This window comes from Pseudoalteromonas sp., from assembly GCF_041629635.1.
In the GTDB taxonomy this organism is placed as follows: domain Bacteria; phylum Pseudomonadota; class Gammaproteobacteria; order Enterobacterales; family Alteromonadaceae; genus Pseudoalteromonas.
Window position 1 is genome coordinate 1 of sequence record NZ_JBFKMX010000073.1, and the last position, 18,304, is coordinate 18,304.

Annotated in this window: 20 protein-coding genes and 4 tRNA genes; 10 read left to right on the forward strand and 14 right to left on the reverse strand. The window is 39.8% G+C overall.

Going from position 1 to position 18,304, the window contains the following annotated elements; genetic code table 11:
• Positions 1–32 precede the first annotated feature (32 nt).
• The 7 genes from ABYD77_RS11385 (at position 33) to ABYD77_RS11415 (ending at position 6,468) form a co-directional block, all read left to right on the forward strand.
• A tRNA-Lys gene (locus ABYD77_RS11385) sits at positions 33–108 on the forward strand.
• Between the two features lie 41 nt (positions 109–149).
• Positions 150–225 (forward strand) — tRNA-Lys (locus tag ABYD77_RS11390).
• Positions 226–388: 163 nt separating this feature from the next.
• Positions 389–464 (forward strand) — tRNA-Lys (locus ABYD77_RS11395).
• A gap of 124 nt (positions 465–588) precedes the next feature.
• Complete coding sequence (gene nadA, locus ABYD77_RS11400; RefSeq protein ID WP_274762976.1) at positions 589–1,647, forward strand: quinolinate synthase NadA; 1,059 nt, start codon at positions 589–591, stop codon at positions 1,645–1,647.
• 110 nt (positions 1,648–1,757) lie between these two features.
• Positions 1,758–1,847: transfer RNA gene (locus tag ABYD77_RS11405), tRNA-Ser, on the forward strand.
• A 962-nt stretch (positions 1,848–2,809) separates the two neighbouring features.
• Positions 2,810–5,413: an ExeM/NucH family extracellular endonuclease gene (locus ABYD77_RS11410; protein ID WP_372769953.1), complete on the forward strand. Its 2,604-nt coding sequence runs from the start codon at positions 2,810–2,812 to the stop codon at positions 5,411–5,413.
• Between the two features lie 98 nt (positions 5,414–5,511).
• Positions 5,512–6,468: a phosphotransferase gene (locus ABYD77_RS11415; protein ID WP_372769955.1), complete on the forward strand. Its 957-nt coding sequence runs from the start codon at positions 5,512–5,514 to the stop codon at positions 6,466–6,468.
• Between the two features lie 6 nt (positions 6,469–6,474).
• On the opposite strand, the gene ABYD77_RS11420 is transcribed toward ABYD77_RS11415, so the two are convergent.
• From ABYD77_RS11420 to ABYD77_RS11450, 7 genes are all read right to left on the reverse strand, one after another.
• On the reverse strand, positions 6,475–7,335 hold the full coding sequence (locus tag ABYD77_RS11420; RefSeq protein WP_372769957.1) for an amidohydrolase: 861 nt from the start codon (positions 7,333–7,335) through the stop codon (positions 6,475–6,477).
• Entirely contained in the window at positions 7,316–8,041 is a 726-nt protein-coding gene (locus tag ABYD77_RS11425; RefSeq protein WP_372769959.1) for an SDR family NAD(P)-dependent oxidoreductase, read from the reverse strand. The genes ABYD77_RS11420 and ABYD77_RS11425 overlap by 20 nt, the downstream gene beginning before the upstream one ends.
• Positions 8,042–8,044: 3 nt before the next feature.
• Positions 8,045–8,524 carry a peptidylprolyl isomerase gene (locus ABYD77_RS11430; RefSeq protein ID WP_372769961.1) on the reverse strand — a complete coding sequence of 160 codons (480 nt, stop codon included), beginning with the start codon at positions 8,522–8,524 and terminating at the stop codon, positions 8,045–8,047.
• A 60-nt stretch (positions 8,525–8,584) separates the two neighbouring features.
• Entirely contained in the window at positions 8,585–9,940 is a 1,356-nt protein-coding gene (locus ABYD77_RS11435) for a LysM peptidoglycan-binding domain-containing protein (protein WP_372769963.1), read from the reverse strand.
• A gap of 106 nt (positions 9,941–10,046) precedes the next feature.
• Positions 10,047–10,361, reverse strand: a complete 315-nt coding sequence (locus tag ABYD77_RS11440; protein ID WP_372769965.1) for a hypothetical protein — start codon at positions 10,359–10,361, stop codon at positions 10,047–10,049.
• Between the two features lie 234 nt (positions 10,362–10,595).
• Positions 10,596–10,871, reverse strand: coding sequence for a cell division protein ZapA (locus tag ABYD77_RS11445; protein WP_372769967.1), 276 nt, complete (start codon positions 10,869–10,871; stop codon positions 10,596–10,598).
• A 3-nt stretch (positions 10,872–10,874) separates the two neighbouring features.
• The gene (locus ABYD77_RS11450; protein WP_372769969.1) at positions 10,875–11,099 is read right to left on the reverse strand and encodes a DUF904 domain-containing protein; all 225 of its coding nucleotides are present in this window, start codon (positions 11,097–11,099) and stop codon (positions 10,875–10,877) included.
• 169 nt (positions 11,100–11,268) lie between these two features.
• Between ABYD77_RS11450 and ABYD77_RS11455 the strand changes: the two genes are divergently transcribed.
• Positions 11,269–12,117 carry a 23S rRNA (adenine(2030)-N(6))-methyltransferase RlmJ gene (locus ABYD77_RS11455; RefSeq protein WP_372769971.1) on the forward strand — a complete coding sequence of 283 codons (849 nt, stop codon included), beginning with the start codon at positions 11,269–11,271 and terminating at the stop codon, positions 12,115–12,117.
• Positions 12,118–12,172: 55 nt separating this feature from the next.
• Here ABYD77_RS11455 and ABYD77_RS11460 read toward each other — a convergent pair whose 3' ends face one another.
• Together ABYD77_RS11460 and ABYD77_RS11465 are read right to left on the reverse strand one after the other, a co-directional pair.
• Positions 12,173–12,958, reverse strand: coding sequence for an META domain-containing protein (locus ABYD77_RS11460; protein ID WP_372769973.1), 786 nt, complete (start codon positions 12,956–12,958; stop codon positions 12,173–12,175).
• A 108-nt stretch (positions 12,959–13,066) separates the two neighbouring features.
• Complete coding sequence (locus ABYD77_RS11465) at positions 13,067–13,597, reverse strand: TetR/AcrR family transcriptional regulator (protein WP_372769975.1); 531 nt, start codon at positions 13,595–13,597, stop codon at positions 13,067–13,069.
• Between the two features lie 121 nt (positions 13,598–13,718).
• Here ABYD77_RS11465 and ABYD77_RS11470 point away from each other — a divergent pair, with 121 nt between their 5' ends.
• Together ABYD77_RS11470 and ABYD77_RS11475 are read left to right on the forward strand one after the other, a co-directional pair.
• Positions 13,719–13,919: a hypothetical protein gene (locus tag ABYD77_RS11470; protein ID WP_372769977.1), complete on the forward strand. Its 201-nt coding sequence runs from the start codon at positions 13,719–13,721 to the stop codon at positions 13,917–13,919.
• The gene (locus ABYD77_RS11475) at positions 13,909–14,409 is read left to right on the forward strand and encodes a DUF2867 domain-containing protein (protein ID WP_372769979.1); all 501 of its coding nucleotides are present in this window, start codon (positions 13,909–13,911) and stop codon (positions 14,407–14,409) included. The genes ABYD77_RS11470 and ABYD77_RS11475 overlap by 11 nt, the downstream gene beginning before the upstream one ends.
• Positions 14,410–14,442: 33 nt before the next feature.
• Here the strand turns inward: ABYD77_RS11475 and lipA are convergent, their stop codons facing one another.
• The 5 genes from lipA to ABYD77_RS11500 form a co-directional block, all read right to left on the reverse strand.
• The gene (lipA, locus tag ABYD77_RS11480) at positions 14,443–15,408 is read right to left on the reverse strand and encodes a lipoyl synthase (RefSeq protein WP_372769981.1); all 966 of its coding nucleotides are present in this window, start codon (positions 15,406–15,408) and stop codon (positions 14,443–14,445) included.
• Positions 15,409–15,411: 3 nt separating this feature from the next.
• Positions 15,412–16,050, reverse strand: coding sequence for a lipoyl(octanoyl) transferase LipB (lipB, locus tag ABYD77_RS11485; RefSeq protein ID WP_372769983.1), 639 nt, complete (start codon positions 16,048–16,050; stop codon positions 15,412–15,414).
• Between the two features lie 11 nt (positions 16,051–16,061).
• Positions 16,062–16,340, reverse strand: a complete 279-nt coding sequence (ybeD, locus tag ABYD77_RS11490) for a DUF493 family protein YbeD (RefSeq protein WP_038641023.1) — start codon at positions 16,338–16,340, stop codon at positions 16,062–16,064.
• 215 nt (positions 16,341–16,555) lie between these two features.
• Positions 16,556–17,707, reverse strand: coding sequence for a serine hydrolase (locus ABYD77_RS11495; RefSeq protein WP_372769985.1), 1,152 nt, complete (start codon positions 17,705–17,707; stop codon positions 16,556–16,558).
• 59 nt (positions 17,708–17,766) lie between these two features.
• Positions 17,767–18,304 (reverse strand): septal ring lytic transglycosylase RlpA family protein (locus ABYD77_RS11500; RefSeq protein WP_372769987.1); only part of this gene is annotated, 538 nt, incomplete at its 5' end.

The window sequence follows — 18,304 nt, forward strand, 5'->3', positions numbered from 1 at the left end:
CTTTCTATTTTTTGCGTAATGCATCTATGAGCGGGTCATTAGCTCAGTTGGTAGAGCAGTGGACTTTTAATCCATTGGTCGATGGTTCAAGTCCATCATGACCCACCATTCACAGATCTTTCTATTTTTTGCGTAATGCATCTATGAGCGGGTCATTAGCTCAGTTGGTAGAGCAGTGGACTTTTAATCCATTGGTCGATGGTTCAAGTCCATCATGACCCACCATTCACAGATCTTTCTATTTTAAGCGTACGCATCTATGAGCGGGTCATTAGCTCAGTTGGGTGATACTAAACCGAAACGAAGTTTCGCAGTTAGTTAAACGCGAGCCAGAACGACGAGCTGGAATATCCCTACAGGACGTATTAATGGCACTTACACTCAGAGCGGGTCATTAGCTCAGTTGGTAGAGCAGTGGACTTTTAATCCATTGGTCGATGGTTCAAGTCCATCATGACCCACCATTTCCTAAATTTCAAATCATCTTCAGCAAATTCAATTTTAAAAATCAAATACGAAACTGTTATTCACCTACCATTTTCAGTATAATTCGCGGCAATTTCCCATAGCATTTCACGGTCGAGAGAAATGAGCTTAGCTGAACAAATTATGCCAGAGGATTACATCTTTCCTCCAAAGCCAGCACCATTATCAGATGATGAAAAACTGGCTTATAAAGAACGTATCAAATCGCTTTTAAAAGAAAAGGATGCGGTATTAGTTGCACACTACTATACCGATCCGGAAATCCAAGCACTGGCAGAAGAAACCGGTGGTTGTGTTGCTGACTCGTTAGAGATGGCGCGTTTTGGTAGTAAACATTCAGCAAAAACGATTGTTGTCGCGGGTGTACGTTTTATGGGTGAAACAGCCAAAATTTTAACACCTGAAAAAACAGTTGTGATGCCAACCCTAGAAGCAACGTGTTCACTTGATGTGGGTTGCCCAATTGATGAATTCTCAGCGTTTTGTGACCAGCATCCTGATCGTAAAGTAGTGGTTTACGCTAATACATCAACAGCAGTAAAAGCACGTGCAGACTGGATTGTTACCTCAAGCTGTGCACTTGAAATAGTTGAACACCTCGATGAGCAGGGCGATAAAATTATTTGGGGCCCAGATAAGCATTTAGGTTCTTACATTCAAAAGCAAACTGGTGCTGACATGATCATGTGGAATGGCGCATGTATTGTTCACGATGAGTTCAAAACCAAAGCGCTTAAAGACATGAAAGCTCTGCACCCAGACGCGGCAGTACTTGTACACCCAGAGTCACCAGCAGAAATTGTTGACCTTGCTGATGCAGTAGGTTCAACGAGCCAGCTTATTAAAGCAGCGCAAGAGATGGACAACCAAAAGTTCATCGTGGCAACGGATCGCGGTATTTTTTATAAAATGCAGCAATTGTGTCCTGAAAAAGAGTTCTTTGAAGCTCCTACTCAAGGCGAAGGCGCAACTTGCCGCAGCTGTGCACATTGCCCTTGGATGGCAATGAATGGCCTTAAAGCGATTGAAGAAGCGTTACTAGATGCAAGTGGCAAAGAAGTCTTTGTAGATATGGAACTGCGTGAAGGCGCACTACGCTCGCTTAATCGCATGTTAGATTTTTCGGCATCGTTAAAGTTGGCAACTACAAACAATACTTAACTTAATTTGTTGTAATTTTAGTCGCTCACATTCAGTGTTCTAAAAAGTACTTGCTTACAATCAATGCATTGCATAAGATACGCCCCACATTGCAAAGCGCAATGTACTGCGGAGAGGTGGCTGAGTGGCTGAAGGCGCACGACTGGAACTCGTGTATAGGCTAACCCCTATCGAGGGTTCGAATCCCTCCCTCTCCGCCATTATCGATTTAAAGAAAACGCTTGAGCATCACTCAGGCGTTTTTTTATGCCCGCAGTTTCTAAGCAGGGTGAGGCCCTCGATTTGGGTTCGACAAATTATCGGGAATAATTTGAACCGCGAAGGCGCCACGAAGCGGGTAAATACAGGGATGTCTTTAAGTTTATCCCTCCCTCTGGACCATTATAGATTTAAAGAAAACGCTTGAGCATCACTCAGACGTTTTTTATGCCTACACTTTCTATGGAAGATGAGACCCTCGATTCGGGTTCGACAAATTATCGGGAATAATTTGAACCGCGAAGCGGGTAAATACAGGGATGTATTTAAGTTTATCCCTCCCTCTCCGTCATTCTAGAGTTAAAGAAAACGCTTGAGCATCGCTCAGGCGTTTTTTATGCCCGCAGTTTCTAAGCAGGGTGAGGTCCTCGATTTGGGTTCGACAAATTATGGTAATAATTTGAACCGCGAAGGCGCCGCGAAGTGAGTAAATACATGGATGTATTTACGTTTATCCCTCCCTCTGCACTATTATTTTTTCCGCTAAAACACCTACAAGTTTGTGCTCTTAAATTTTTCGCATTTACTCGTTTTATTACTTATTTAAAAGGCCACATTAAATACGTGTGTGCAAGTTGGGTAATTTAATGTTTGCTCTTCATTTATGGCATGTGGCGATATGTAATCGATTTCCGTTTGCTAAAGTATCTAGGCAACAAGGTCATATGTCCTAAAGGAATTAAAAATTCGTTCTGTTAATTCCATAATCGGATTAATTTAAAACTCTTATTCCTAAAAATAGTAAAAACACCGGACATTCGTCCTTCTATTTCAAGGTGTTTCTAAGATGTTAAATTAATCGTAAATCACTGTAAATAAAGGCTAATTTGTAATTGATTTGTCACTTTATATGCCTAGCATACGATGCTCCTTAGTCGGGTAAAACAAAATCGGGAACAAGAAAATGTTGAGAAAAACACTTTTGGCGAGTGCGATCACGCTTGCGACAGCAAGTGCAAACGCAAACGTTATTATTTCAGAATACGTTGAAGGCGGCAGCTACAATAAAGCAGTTGAAATTTATAACACAGGTGACACGGCTGTTGATTTATCAACTTACGCACTTAACTTCTACTTTAATGGTAAAACTGAAGTCGGTCGCACCATTACTTTATCAGGTGAACTTGCACCTAATACGACATACGTTGTAGCGCACTCGCGTGCGGCTGAAGAGTTAAAAGCGAAAGCGCAACTTGATACTGATGGTAGTTGGTTTAATGGTGATGACGCAGTTACATTAACCAATAGCGACGTTGTAATCGATAGCTTAGGTCAAATCGGTGTTGATCCTGGTTCGGCATGGGTTAGTGGCGATGTACGTACGCAAGATCGCTCTTTAGTGCGTTTAGAGTCTGTAAAGTCTGGTCGTGTAGATGCTTTTGCTGAGTTTGACGGTGAACTTGAATGGATGGCGTTGCCAAAAGATGATTTTTCAAATGTAGGTAGTCATAACCAGCAAACCGAAGAGCCAGATCCTGTTGAGTGTGGTGGAGATGCAACACTCATTAGCGCAATTCAGGGCAATGGTGATGCAAGTTTACTGAACGGGGAAACAGTTGAAGTACAAGCCGTTGTTACATCCTCATTACAAGGCGATGATCAGTTAAAAGGTTTCTTCTTACAAGAAGAGTCATTTGATCAAGACAGTGATGTAATGACTTCAGAAGGTATTTTTGTTTATTACAACAAACAACCAGTAGCTGAAGGCGATGTTGTTAAATTACGCGCTAAGGTAGAAGAAAAGTACGGGCAAACGCAGCTTAATTTTGTTAGTGATTTAAAAGTATGTGGTACAGAGAGCTTTGCACCTGTTGAAGTGTCACTGCCTGCTGATAATGGCCTAGAAGCTTATGAAGGCATGCTGGTAACTGTATCAAATGAATTAGTCGTAAATGATACTTATGGTCTTTCACGTTATGGTGAACTAAAGCTTGGTACCGAGCGTTTATTCCAAAGCACGCAAGTTGCCCTTCCTGGCGATGCAGCAAATGCAGTAGAAGTTGAAAATAAGCTTAAATCTATCACATTAGATGACGGCTCAAGTTCACAAAACCCTGAAGTGATCCCTTATCCTACGCCTGAACTTGACGCGTACAATACCCTTCGTCTTGGTGATAAAGTGACAGGTCTTACTGGTGTAATGGGTTATGGTTACAGTCAATTCCGTATTCATCCAACTGTCACGCCAAACTTTATTCAAGAAAACCTGCGCACAGAAGCGCCAGAGAATGTTGAAAACAGCTATGTACGTATCGCAAGCTTTAACGTGCTTAACTACTTTAATGGTGACGGCCAAGGTGGTGGTTTCCCAACTGCACGTGGCGCAGATACTGCTGAAGAATTTGAGCGTCAAAAAGCAAAAACGGTAAATGCAATTTTAGCGTTAAATGCTGACGTGATTGGTTTGCTTGAAATGGAAAACGATGGTTTTTCTGATTTAAGTGCGATTGCGGATTTAGTTGCATCTCTAAATGCTGCGCAAGCAAATGATACTTATGCGTTTGTTAATTTAGGCACAGAGCAGGTCGGTGGTGACGCAATTATGTCTGCAATCATCTATCGCAGCAACAAAGTTGAAGAAGTGGGCACTGCGGCATTTACTGAAGCTGAACCTTTTGACTATGGTAACCGCCCACCAGTAATGCAAACGTTTACTGACAAACTAACCAAAGAAACCTTTTCTGTTGTGATTACTCACTTACGTTCAAAGGGTAGTTGTAGCAAGGCAGAAGGCTTAGATTCTGATCAGAAAGATGGCCAAGGTTGTTGGAACCAAACACGTGTTAATGCAGTAAATAAGTTAAACGAATGGCTTGCAACAAATCCAACAACGGTTGCCGATGAGGATATGGTTATTCTGGGCGATATGAATGCCTATGGTGAAGAAGATCCAATCTACGCATTTGTGAATAATGGTTTTGTTAACATTAAGAAACAACGCTTTGGCCATACACGTGATTATTCGTATGTTTATCAAGGTCGTATTGGTAGCTTAGATCACGCTTTTGCATCAAGCAGTATGTACGATAAAGTTGTGGGTATTCAAGATTGGCATATTAACGCTGATGAACCAGTATCGCTTGATTACAACATGGAATATAAGTCTGAAAAGCACCTAGCTAGCTTATATGCTGATACGCCATACCGTGCATCAGATCATGACCCTATTGTAATTGACTTTGATACACGTCCTGAGCCAACAATCTTTGAAGGAAAATTTGAAAACTTATCTGGTTGGTTCTGGTGGGATCACCGTACTATAGAGTTACCAGCAGGCTTTGATACGTTAGAAGTAACGATAGAAGGTGATGGTGAAGCTGATTTATATGTACGCCATGGCAAACAGCCTAACTTCTTTAAATACGATTGTCGCCCGTACTTATGGGGTAGCAATGAGACATGTACATTAGACAAGCCAGCTGAAGGAAAATGGTATTTCCGTCTGCGCGGGATCTTGCCATATGCAAATGTTACTCTGAGCTACAAAGCGACTAAACAGAATTTCTAATTGTTATTCGTTGATGCTAAGAGCAGCTAGTGCTGCTCTTTTTTTTGCTCTAAATCTAATTATGTTAAGCTAGTACAGTTGGTTTTACAGGGTTAGATATGCTAAACAAGCAAATACAAAATAAAATTTGTGATGTTCTAGGTGAGCGTCATATTTGTAACGTTGAATCCTTCAAAACAGTTTGGAGCGGCTTTGGCAGTTTACAGCGCATGTCATTTGGCCCAGAGCAAAAAAGCATTGTTGTAAAATCTATTTCTATGCCTAATCAAATTAACCACCCCAAAGGGTGGAGCAGTGACTTTGCATCGAAGCGTAAACTTAAATCGTACCGTGTAGAGCAAGCGTTTTATCGGCAATATGCGATGCATTTGAATGTTAAAACACCCCGCTTCCTAGGATTTATTGAAAATGAAAACACACAGTACTTGTTATTAAGTGATTTAGCACAAGAGGGTTTTCATGAAATTGCAGAGCAGAGTGTTTTCTCTGTAAAACAAATTTTACTTTGGCTTGCAAACTTTCATGCGCAAAATTTTGGTAAATGCCCCGAGGGCTTATGGCATCAAGGAAGTTATTGGCATTTGGCAACGCGACCAAATGAATTTAATGCAATGTCACACATTGCTTTAAAAGAGTCTGCTTTAGAGCTAGATATAATACTGCAATCATGTGAGTACCAAACGCTTATTCATGGTGATGCAAAAATTGCTAATTTTATGCAAGCAGGTAACTGTATTGTTGGTTACGACTTTCAGTATGTTGGTGGTGGGATTGGCATTATCGATGTGATGTTACTGCTAAGCAGTGCGTTTACCAGTGAGCAGTGTTTTAAATATGAAGAAGAGTTGCTGCAATACTATAAACAAGCGTTTCTTGAAGCATGTGAAGGTTTTTCTGTGACCATTGCAAATCATGTTATTGATTCTTGGTTAGCGCTTTATCCCATCGCATGGGCTGATTTTTCACGGTTTTTAGATGGTTGGTCACCGGGGCATTGGAAATTACATGATTATGCTTGGCATCAGGTAGAAAAAGCACTCAAACTTATTGCTTAAGCATCTTTAAAATTTATAAAGCTGTGATGCATTGTCATAACTTAGTTTTTGCCATATCGCTTCGTTAGCACAGAGCTGTTTATAATGTTGCCACAGTGATAAATAGCTTGATGTCATTAAGCAAATAGGGAAATTACTGGCAAACATAACGCGCTCAAGTGCGAAATTCTCTGTTATTTCCTTAAAAATTTGCCTACGAAACGTGTTTGAAAGCGTCATTTGCTGCATTTCAAAGCCTGAATATTTAATGTAAATATTCGGAATTTTTGCCAGCAATACAATCGCGGTTAACCAATTTTCATAATTTTGTGGTGTGACAAGGCCTGCGTGATTGAGCACGATATTTAGATTAGGGTTTGCTTTGGCAAGCTCACATAAACGTTTTGTGTGTTGCAATTCACTGATTTCAAATTGTGCTTCAAAAATAAGTTTATTTTTCGCTAATAAGGCAAAGTTGTGATTAACGTTATCTGCGTGTAAACGTATTGCATCGTTATCTTCAGTGATATCCCTAATACCCACAAACGAGCTGAATTTTTGTAAGGTTTTTATTTGCTCTTCAAATGAACTTGGCGCGAGATCTATTTGGGCATACCCAATGGCCTTGTGTAACTTACCAATAGCGCTTTCAAGAAACGCGATTTCCTTTTCAGGCTGTTGGTTATTAAATCCAGCCTCAATATGTACAAAATTACTGAGTGTATAATCACTATTTAAGATAAGGTCTTTGACTGAAAAGTCTTTTTGCAGCATGGCAAGTTGAGGCCATGGGGGAAGGGCATTCTTGAGCCAAAAATAATCACCTTCATCTAAATAAAAAAGATGAAGGTGAGGGTCAAAAATAGCGTTACTGTGCTGTGTAGCCACCGTCAATGACCTGTAAGCTACCTGTAATAAAACTTGCTTTATCACTCACTAAAAAACCTATGTAGTCAGCAACTTCAGTCGCTTGACCTAATCGGTTTAATGGTTGTAAAGCCGCTTCTTCAGCATGAATTTCAGCTTTATTGGCACCGCTTTTTTCGCAATAGCTGTCTATTGCATTATGATAAAGTGGTGTTTCAATCGTACCTGGGCAGACCGCGTTAGCACGAATGTTGTGCTTTGCATAATCAAGCGCTGTTGTGCGCGCCATTGAGGCAAGAGATGCCTTTGTTAAGTTATAAGCAAAGGAATTCTTTTTGCCAATTAGCGCTTGATCAGAAGCAACCAACACAATTGCACCACCGTGCGTTTTCATAAACGGTAATGCATGTTTAATCAGGCTATAAGCACCTTTTACGTTAAGTGCAAAGAGGTCATCAAACATCTGTTCTGAGGTGTCTTCAATAGTAGCAGAAAGGTGACGACCCGCATTTGAAACTAACGCGTCAATTTGCCCATGTTTTTGACCAATTGTGGTTACCGCATTGGCAACATCATCAACATCGCTTACATCACAAAGAATATGTTGACCAGTTTCTGATGGAGTAATATCCAAGTTATAAACGATATACTCATCAGCTATTAGCCGCGCCACAGTCGCTTCGCCAATGCCTTTACTTCCACCTGTTACGATTGCAACTTTACTCATTGATTAGTGACCGCAGCCGCCCGCACCATGCACATGGCCATGCGATAACTCTTCGCTTGTAGCTGCACGTACTGATACAACTTCAATATCGAATTTTAGGTCTTTACCAGCAAATGGGTGGTTTAAATCACAATCAGCATTAAATCGACCCACTTTGATAATCGTTACTTGACGTTGACCTTGATCTGTATGCACTAATGCAGTCATACCAGGTTTCCATACTTTAGCGCCTTGTAGGTGCTTAAGTGGAATGCGTTGCACCGCATTATCATGACGCGGACCATATGCATCTTTAGCTTCAAGTTCAACGCTAAATTTATCGTCTGCAGACTTATCTTCAAGTGCTTTTTCTAAGCCTGGTAACATGCCTTCATGGCCGTGAAGGTACGCTAATGGTGCACCATCTTTGCTTGATTCTAATTGGTTTTCACCTTCAAAAACGGTGTAGTGAAATTCTACAACAGTATCTTTTGCGATTTGCATAACAATCCTAACTTTAACTATTTGTCGCAGTATATATGAAATCGATTAAAGACGCTAAAATCAATTGTTTAATGGGGCAGTATTGGTTACACCTAAAAAGGGAATTTGCTGTGCAATATCGGTTGTAACATCTTTATCTATGGGTATTTTTTTTGTTTGAGTTATCTTGATACTCAATGTTTGGCCAGGTTTTATAATGCTCGTACTATTGAGTTGGTTCCACTTACGTAGTTGTTTTACAGTAACATCAAAAAGAGTCGCAATATGCCAAAGCGAATCACTTGGTTTTACAACATAATTAACCTCAAGAATTTCTACTTCGGGTTTTACCCGCTTAATGTAGCGGCTAATAGCGTACTCACGCACTAGGTTAGGCATGGTTTTACTGCTCGCCGGTAGTATAAGCTCCTGCCCAAGTAGCAGCTTATCAGACGTTAAGCGATTGAGAGATTTAAGTTTAGCAATTGAGGTATTGGTTAATTTAGCTAAGCGATACAATGAATCCCCTTTTTTAACACGATACCCTTTTTCTACTTCAATTTGGCTAAACAGCAGTATTTGCTCAAGGGTGGTTGCCAATTCGTTCGGTAAAAGTAAATGATAAGGGCCTTGTGGCGCACTTTTATCCGCAATATAAGCATTGTTTAGTTTCAGAAGTTCTGTGTTAGGGATTTTTAATAATTCAGCGATGACTAATATTGAAAAAGGTCGTTCAATATCGATCATTCGGGTAACGGGCTTATTTTCGATCGCGGTAAAAAAACCTGGTTTGGTTTTAAGAAGTTTATCGAGTGCTAATAGTTTAGGTACATACTCGCGGGTTTCTTTAGGTAAGGTTAAGTGCCAAAAATTGGCTGGTTTTTTGCTTCGCTTGTTATTAGCGATTGCGCTTTTAATTTTACCTTCACCAGCATTATATGCTGCAATCGCTAATAACCAATCATTCCCAAATTTAGCATACAAGTCTTGTAGGTAACTGAGAGCAGCTTGGGTTGATAGCTTTAAATCATAGCGTCCGTCATAGTGTTCATTGATTGGTACATTGTAATACTCTGCAATAACAGGCATTAATTGCCAAATTCCAGCCGCGCCTCGATGTGAGACGGTCATTCTATATTGACTCTCTACTATTGGCAAAAGTGCTAGTTCAAGCGGCATATTTCGTTTTCTTAGCTCGTCAACAATATAATATAAATAAGGTTTAGCCCTCAGAGAAATATCATTAGCATAGAAGGATTGCTGCAAGTACCACCTAAGTTTTTCATCTATTAAAGGGTGTTTTGGATTAGGTAGCTGTTGGTTGTTCGAAATTGTGAGCCAAAGATTATTTTTTGAAGCAGCCGCATTGACAGAGGTAATACCAATAATGACGAAAAACATCATATAGTATAGATTTAAAACACATTGCCGCGACATAAAAATGAGCCCTTTATCTTGCTTAATTAACCTTTATGAAACTAAGTGTAGACAAGAAAAAAGTATCAGAAATGGCAGAGTTGAAAAAAGTTTATAACTTTAAGATTTAAAAGAAGTTAAAAAAACTCGTTAAAGAATAAGGGCTTGTTGCAAATACAAAGGGTAAGGCTATAAAAATCAAGGCCATAATTAGGTAGCTAGAAACACGAAATGCGCTGATCTTTTTTAGCTGTAAAAGGGAAATCCCTGCGACAATACCACCAGCAACAAAACAGCTTCCCCATAATTGAACTTGCAGTACGCTTATTGAGTTATTGGTATTTAGTAGTTGGCTTATTAATACTGCATCGACAATCAAAACGGCAAAGAACACCAAACTAATAACGAGTAGTTTTATGCCAAATAGTTGTGATGTTTGCATAGTTAATAAAGTTTCAACAAATTGAAAGTGTCACATTAATATCGTAATGGGCTAATAATTTCCAGAAAAATCTTTACGTAAAATAAACACATAAATTTGTTTGGGGTAATCGTTTGAGCAAACTAAGACATCTCGTGGTTTTAAAAAAGAAAACACGTTTACCCTTTTGAACTAGCAATGAAACTAAAAATAAGTAAACGTGTAGTGAGATGTGTAGTAGATAAAAATGAAATGCTATTTAATTGCGAGTAATAACTTACTCACCAGTCCATTTAATTGCTCTGAATGCGTTGATTCAGCGCTAAGCAGCTGATGGCAGAGGTTTAATGCCACCATCAATAACACTTTATCGTCACTTTTAGTGTGTGCACGTAGTTTAAATTCATTTAACTCAGTATTTAATCTTTGTGCCGCTGCCAGCAAATCATCTTCTTTGCCTTTTGGACAAGCAACCATATGTTGTTTGCCGAGTAGGGTAATTGCGAGTCCGCGATTATCACCTTGAGTCATAAATTAGCTTGCCGCTTGGTTAAGCTTAGAGACAAGTTCATTTAACGATGCATGTTGGGAGTTTGCAGATTCTTCTAACTCCATTAGTTCAAGCTGAGTGGTTTCAAGCTCATCTTTGGTTTTTGATAATGCTTGCTCAAGGTGAATGTTTTCTTCCTTGAGAGTTTGGTTTTGGGAAATTAGCTGATCAACTAACGTATGTAGCGTAGAGTATAAATTGTCGCTCATAATAGCACGCCTTAAAAAAGAATAGATATGACATAAATATGGGTTTTTGATGACAATACCAAGGCTTAGTTCAGGTTATTTTGCTAATTTCGATTCAACCGAACAAAATCTACCCATACTGAGTTAAGAAAAGGGGTATAATGGCTTAAAAATACATTTAGGGCTGTTTATGCTGAGCTATCGCCACTCGTTTCATGCGGGAAATCCTGCGGATGTTATTAAACATTTAGTGTTAATTGAAACGCTTTCTTATTTAACTAAAAAAGATAAAACTCTCGAATACATCGATACGCACTCAGGCGTGGGGGTTTACCGTTTAGCAACTGCTGAGGCGCAAAAAACGCAAGAGTATTTAGATGGCATAGCAAAGTTGTGGCAATACCAAGGTGAAAATGAGGCAATAGCTAATTACGTCGCCAAGGTAAAACAGTTTAATCAAGATGAACTTGAAGTGTATCCTGGGTCGCCATTGGTTGCTGATAGCTTATTGCGTGAACATGATAAGCGCTGGTTGTTTGAGCTTCATCCGAAAGACAGCGAAAGTCTCAAAAGCAATATGGCAGAGTTAAGCAATCGTCGTAAACAAACATTTGTGCGAAAAGAAAATGGTTTTCAAGGCTTACTAGGCTTATTACCTCCTCAAGCAAAACGCGGCTGTGTGTTGATAGATCCGCCTTATGAAATTAAATCGGATTACGAGCAAGTTGTTAAAACGGTTAAAAAAGCCTATGAGAAATTTAATAGCGGCACCATCATGATTTGGTACCCTGTGGTTTCTCGAGAGCGCATTGACATTATGGAAACGGGCTTAATAAATTCAGGTATTCGTAATATTCAATTATTTGAATTAGCCACTAGCGCAGACTCTGACGAGTTAGGCATGACAGCGTCGGGTATGATAGTGATTAATCCGCCTTGGACACTCAAACAAACAATGGATAAGTGTTTACCTGAACTTGTTTCCTTGTTATCCGATGATGGTGGTTTTTACCGCAGCGAACAATTGGTCGAAGAATAAAAGAAGCCGCTTGAACAGCGGCTTTTTTTATGTGCTTAGTTTGAGCGCTTTACTATTAAAAATAAACAGCGTTAAATTGTGCAATCTTTTCTTTTGATTCATTAAATAAGGTAAGTGTTTCACCTTTGATTTTAAACTCAAAGGTATCTTGCAGTACTTGATGCATACTTGTATCTAATTGATTTGCACTGCCCTGACACATCATCATTGTAGATGCTAGGCCCTTAAAACGAAGGCCAAACTCTTTCGCAACATAACTGCCCATAAAGTTATTACAGCCAGCAAAGCCGTTCACACTACCATCTTTTTTCAGCTGAACAAAAAGCTCACGATTATCCTCAAGGGTCTTTATCTTTTCGCCTTGAAGTTCAATTGCTTTCCAGTAAGTATTTATAAGAGACACGTTGGGTATTACGGGTGGTGCCACCTTTTCCACACGAATTCTTAATGGTTCGTCGGATGCAAATGGGTTATTTGATTGTGTTGAGGTATAAAGCAATTTACCGTCTTTACGAATTTGCGCGCGCACATTGTAGCGCATATTTTCTTTAATTAAGGCGTTATCATAATCTAGTGAAACTTGATAAGGCGGTGCGTTATTCAGGGTGACTAATTTACTGCTAATCAAGGTAGATGCAACATCCATTTTTGAAACATCTTCAAGGGTTACAGTTAATTCTGAATTAGGCGGCAGCATGCTGCGATCTAAATAGTAAACTTCAGTTTGTAGACTGTTCATTAACTTTTCCTCAACTTCGGGTGCTGATTGACAACCTGCTAAGGTCATTGAGCCAGTAACAATGAGTGAACATAAAAGCAATGGTTTAGCAAAGCGATTCATAGTAGTTCCTTTATTTTGAGTGATTGCAAAAATAGTTGCATTTATGGCTATTCTACTTTGCTTTTATTAACTTACGCTTAATTTAAATCAAATGCATCTAGTTGTTTCTTAATTAGGTAATTTTAAATTCGCTAATTTTGATGTTAATAAGAAAATCAGTGTACTACTTGTACTGTCTATTTGATTGAGTCCATGCAGTAAGGTCATAAAATAAAGATCGATGATTATATCTGCTTGCATTTCATTGGCATTGTTATCATGGATAAGCAATGCTTTAAAACGCGCTAATTGTGGGGCGAGTTCATCTTGTTGCCACATAATGGTAGCAAGTAATTCGCGGCTAAACTCTCGTTGTGATAAGTAAAAAGGGTAAAGGCTATTGGCATAATGACACATTCGGCCAGCGGCTGTTTTACTTATATCGGTTTTACTAGCTTCAAGCAGCACATTTTCTAATTGTGCTTCAAACCCCGCTCTTAAAATGTCTATTTTACTTTTGAAATGACTAAAAACAGTGCCATTGGCAACCTTCGCGTGGGTTGCTATATCGCGTGTGCTGGTATCTTGATAACCCTGTTTTTGAAAAAGTTGCCATGCTGTTTCTAATATAAGTTGTTTAGTTTGTTCTTTTTTCGACACACGTTACTCCTTGCTTTGCGCTTATTAAAACAGCTTCAGAATTTAACGCAATAAAATTTCGAGTTGATTTTTGAGCGCGCTCAAATGTAAAATGAGCGCGCTCAAAAAATTAAGGGAATGTATGGATACGTTAAAAAGAATACTTGGTGTTTTAATATTTATACCTTTTATTGGCTGTTATAGCTTTATTGTGGGGCCTTTACTTATGGCTGTGTTGATCCCCGGAGGAGTTGCATCACTGTTGCTTATTCTGGGGTATAAAGAGGGGTTTTTAGTATTAATAAATGCTTTTAAATCAGAAGCGAAAGTAAATGAAGGTTAAATCAGCAGAATTTTCAACTGACTTGAATATACCGTGTAAAAGTCACTTTCCGTGTTATCAAGATGCTTTTTTAGTTACTACAACAAAACAGTCTCTTAGTGCAGCGCAGGTTTATTTCGCCATATTTGCCGAGTTACCAAAAGGAGTAACACTACTTTTGAGGTTTAGAAACAAAATTGTTCGCTACTTTGGCTTCAAAACAAGCGAAAGCACCATGGCTGGTAGTTTAGACAATATGCGGGTAGGGCAGAAAGTCGGCTTTTTAGAGTATATGCATGTAAGTGAAGTTGAAGTCGTGAGTTTTTGTGAAGAGCGTAATATGGCGATGTGGTTATCAGTAAAGCGTGTTGAGGAAAACTCTTTCGTCATAGCGACTCGAGTTGAATTACGGACTTGGCAAGCACGTATTTATATGACATTAATTAAGCCATTTCATCGGGTGATTGCGCCACTTTGTATTCGAAGTGCATTACGACAAGGGAAAATATAAAAGCCAGCGAGTCGCTGGCTTTTTTTATAATTTTTATTTCACTTCTTTACCTGCGGCTTGTAAATCCGCGTGGTAGCTTGAGCGAACAAATGGGCCACATGCTGCGTGACTAAAACCAATTTCATCGGCATAGTCTTTAAGTGCATCAAATTCTGCTGGTGGCACGTAACGTTTAACTGGTAAGTGGTGCTTTGACGGTTGCAAATACTGACCAACGGTTAACATATCCACGTTGTGCTCGCGTAAATCGCGCAGCACAGCTTCAATTTCGCTGATCTCTTCACCTAAACCAACCATTAAACCTGACTTAGTTTTCACATTTGGATGCGCTTCTTTAAAGCGGCGAAGTAACTCAAGAGACCACTTATAATCTGCACCAGGGCGCGCAAGTTTATACAGGCGAGGCGCCGTTTCTAGATTGTGATTGAACACATCAGGTGGTGTATCAATTAAAATCTCAAGGGCTTTTTCCATACGACCACGGAAGTCCGGCACTAAAATTTCAATCGTAATACCTGGGTTGTGCTTGCGAATTTCACGAATACAATCGGCAAAATGCTGGGCACCACCGTCACGTAAGTCATCACGGTCTACTGAGGTAATTACAACGTAGCTAAGCTTCATATCTTTGATAGTAAGCGCTAGTTTTTCAGGCTCCTCGGCATCAGGCTTTAAAGGACGACCATGTGCAACATCACAGAACGGGCAACGACGAGTACAAATCGCGCCTAAAATCATAAAGGTGGCTGTGCCGTGGTTAAAGCACTCTGATAAATTTGGACAAGATGCTTCTTCACATACTGAGTGAAGGCCATGCTTACGCATTGCGCTTTTAATACCATCGATGCGCTCACTTGATTTTGGTAAACGGATCTTTAGCCATTCTGGCTTACGAAGCATTTCTTCTTTTTCAGTTGGCATAACCTTGACGGGGATAAGTGCCATTTTTTCAGCATCACGGAGTTTTACACCCGGTTGCATTTTTACAGGTTTAGTCATCGATTAAAAACCTACTACTTGCTCATATTCAGTGTTACCTAGTCGTTTGACTAAGTGCTTAACCAGTCCGTCTGACGCTTCTGCAAGCGTTTGTGGACCATTTATTTGTTTGGTCTGGAGCATTTCCATGCCGGCATAGCCACATGGATTTATACGTAAAAACGGCTCCATATCCATATCAATATTCAATGCAAGACCGTGAAAAGAACAGCCGCGTCTAACACGAAGGCCTAGTGAAGCGATTTTCTTATCATCCACATAAACGCCTGGTGCATCGGCTTTCGCATAGGCATTTATACCAAAGTCTTTCAGTGTATCGATTACTGTTTCTTCAAGCCACGTAACTAATTCACGCACGCCAATTTTCAGCCGACGCAAATTAAACAGTACATACAGTACTTGTTGACCGGGGCCGTGATAGGTAACTTGTCCACCACGATCAACTTTAACCACCGGAATATCGCCGGTCATTAATAAGTGTTCTTCTTTACCTGCTTGGCCTTGTGTAAACACTGGATTGTGCTCCACTAACCAAATTTCATCAGCAGCGTCATCGTCACGGGTATCTGTGTAGTGTTGCATTGCTTGCCATACAGGTTCGTAATCTTGACGATTAAGCTGGCGAACGATCAATTTAGGCATGTGTGTTGGCCTTATAGTACGTAGCGTACGTCTGCAATTGAGCCAAGCTCAGTATAAATTGATTCGATGTGTTCTTTGCTAGTGACGGTTGCAACCAGACTTACCGACTCATAGTTTCCTTTACTGCTCGCTTTGGTTTTTGGAGCGTAGTCGCCAGGGGCTAATTTTTGCATCACAGCTAAAACTTGCGAAGTTAAGTCGACGTTTGCCAGACCCATTACCTTAAAAGTAAATGGACAAGGAAACTCTAAAAACTCGTCAAATTTTGTATTTTTAACTGGATTAACCACATTTCACCTCAGTAACTATAGGGTTATTACGACCATTTAGCTGGTCATAAGAAAATGCCCGCTAGTCTAACATAAATTCAAAAAAACGCTTATTAATAATGTTTATCTGTGTTTAAGCACTTGTTAATCTTTGTAGGTATTTTAGACCATGAAAAGCTGTTGCTAGAATTCACAAAAAAAGCGCCACTTGGCGCTTTTTTAAAACTTGTTAACGACTAATTGCTGATTTGCAGACGAATATAGTCGTAAATCTTGCTGAAGAAACTACCTTCATTAATTTCTTCAAGTGTTACAAGCGGATACTGTGCAATATCTTCACCGTCAAGTTGTAGGAAAAGGGTACCTACTTTAACGCCTTTAGCTAAAGGTGCTTCTAGTGTCTGGTCAAGTTCAAAATTTGCTTTAAGGTTTTTCATCTGACCGCGCGGAATAGTGATTGGCGTATCTTCTAAAATACCAAGTGAAACCGTTTCTTTATGGCCCATCCAAATGCGTTGTTCAGCAAAGCTATCGCCTGCTTTATACGGTGTTACAGTTTCGAAGAAACGGAAGCCATAGTTAAGTAGCTTGCGGCTTTCTGTTGCACGAGAACGCTCGCTTTTTGTGCCCATAACCACTGATACTAAACGCATATTGCCTTTTTTAGCTGAGGTTACAAGGCTATAGCCTGCTTCGCTGGTGTGGCCTGTTTTAATGCCATCAACATTTAAATTCTCATCCCATAACAATGAGTTACGGTTATACTGTTTTATGCCATTATAGGTAAATGATTTTTCAGCATACAGCGCATATTCTGCAGGTACATCACGGATAAGCGCTACACCCAAAGTTGCCATATCTCGCGGAGTTGTATAATGCTCAGTGGTATCTAAACCGTGACTATTAATAAAGTGCGTATTTGTCATGCCTAGCTTTTGCGCATGGGCGTTCATCAAATCAGCAAATGCGGCTTCGCTACCTGCAATGTGTTCAGCCATAGCAACACACGCATCATTACCTGATTGAACGATAATACCGCGGTTTAAATCTTCAACAGATACTTGTTTACCCACTTCAATAAACATTTTTGATGAATCAGGAAAATTTTTAGCCCATGCTTTTTCACTGATGGTTACTTGATCATCGAGTGAAATATTGCCGTTTTCAACTTCAAGGCCGATAACATAACTTGTCATCATTTTGGTTAAACTGGCTGGTGCTAATTTAGTATCTGCTTCACCTTCGGCAATGACTTTACCTGTCGTAAAGTCTACTAAGAAATAACCCTTGGCATTAATTTGAGGCGGAGCAGGGATGATTTGTGCTTGCAGAGAAAAGCACGACGCTGCTGCAATCGCAGCAATAACTGTTTTTTTAATTCGATTCATTGGCTTTTTGGGTCAATTGTATTAGTTTTGGGTATTTTAAGTTAATTATCCTAAAGCAATCAGTCACTGTAAAGCATGAATGCGTTTCGATGACTGTTAGCTTTAATTTTATCGAGTAATTCTTTGGCTACTTGTGCGTTGTCGATTGGACCAAGTCGCAGGCGATAAATTCCATCTTTTTTCACAATTTTACTGTCTACCTGATATTCATAGGTTAACTCTTTCGCGAGCACACCTAATTGCTCCACACTTTGTGCAGCTGCAATTTGAATATAGGCATTGTGATGATTTGTCTCAGGAAGCAGAGCTTCAATTTTTACTTTTGCTGTGCCTTGACGGTGATAACCAAGTTTATAGGCTGCAGCATACGATAAATCAATAATACGATCATCATGAAATGGACCACGATCGTTCACCCGGACAATAGCAGTATTGCCATTTTCTAAATTTGTTACACGAACAAAACTGGGTAAAGGTAAGGTCTTATGTGCAGCCGTCATAGCAAACATATCGTAAGGCTCACCGTTAGACGTATCGTGGCCATGAAATTTACGGCCATACCATGAAGCAATGCCTGTTTCAGTAAAACCAGCTTCA

Bases quoted from the DNA above. Each gene is read 5' to 3' on its own strand.
- ABYD77_RS11450 (WP_372769969.1), bottom strand. From the start codon at position 11,099: ATGAGCGACAATTTATACTCTACGCTACATACGTTAGTTGATCAGCTA.
- ABYD77_RS11470 (WP_372769977.1), top strand. From the start codon at position 13,719: ATGGATACGTTAAAAAGAATACTTGGTGTTTTAATATTTATACCTTTT.
- ABYD77_RS11445 (WP_372769967.1), bottom strand. From the start codon at position 10,871: ATGACTCAAGGTGATAATCGCGGACTCGCAATTACCCTACTCGGCAAA.
- lipA (WP_372769981.1), bottom strand. From the start codon at position 15,408: ATGACTAAACCTGTAAAAATGCAACCGGGTGTAAAACTCCGTGATGCT.
- ABYD77_RS11475 (WP_372769979.1), top strand. From the start codon at position 13,909: ATGAAGGTTAAATCAGCAGAATTTTCAACTGACTTGAATATACCGTGT.
- ABYD77_RS11425 (WP_372769959.1), bottom strand. From the start codon at position 8,041: ATGAGTAAAGTTGCAATCGTAACAGGTGGAAGTAAAGGCATTGGCGAA.
- ABYD77_RS11455 (WP_372769971.1), top strand. From the start codon at position 11,269: ATGCTGAGCTATCGCCACTCGTTTCATGCGGGAAATCCTGCGGATGTT.
- ABYD77_RS11495 (WP_372769985.1), bottom strand. From the start codon at position 17,707: ATGAATCGAATTAAAAAAACAGTTATTGCTGCGATTGCAGCAGCGTCG.
- ABYD77_RS11430 (WP_372769961.1), bottom strand. From the start codon at position 8,524: ATGCAAATCGCAAAAGATACTGTTGTAGAATTTCACTACACCGTTTTT.
- nadA (WP_274762976.1), top strand. From the start codon at position 589: ATGAGCTTAGCTGAACAAATTATGCCAGAGGATTACATCTTTCCTCCA.
- ABYD77_RS11440 (WP_372769965.1), bottom strand. From the start codon at position 10,361: ATGCAAACATCACAACTATTTGGCATAAAACTACTCGTTATTAGTTTG.
- ABYD77_RS11415 (WP_372769955.1), top strand. From the start codon at position 5,512: ATGCTAAACAAGCAAATACAAAATAAAATTTGTGATGTTCTAGGTGAG.
- ABYD77_RS11460 (WP_372769973.1), bottom strand. From the start codon at position 12,958: ATGAATCGCTTTGCTAAACCATTGCTTTTATGTTCACTCATTGTTACT.
- ABYD77_RS11435 (WP_372769963.1), bottom strand. From the start codon at position 9,940: ATGTCGCGGCAATGTGTTTTAAATCTATACTATATGATGTTTTTCGTC.
- lipB (WP_372769983.1), bottom strand. From the start codon at position 16,050: ATGCCTAAATTGATCGTTCGCCAGCTTAATCGTCAAGATTACGAACCT.
- ABYD77_RS11410 (WP_372769953.1), top strand. From the start codon at position 2,810: ATGTTGAGAAAAACACTTTTGGCGAGTGCGATCACGCTTGCGACAGCA.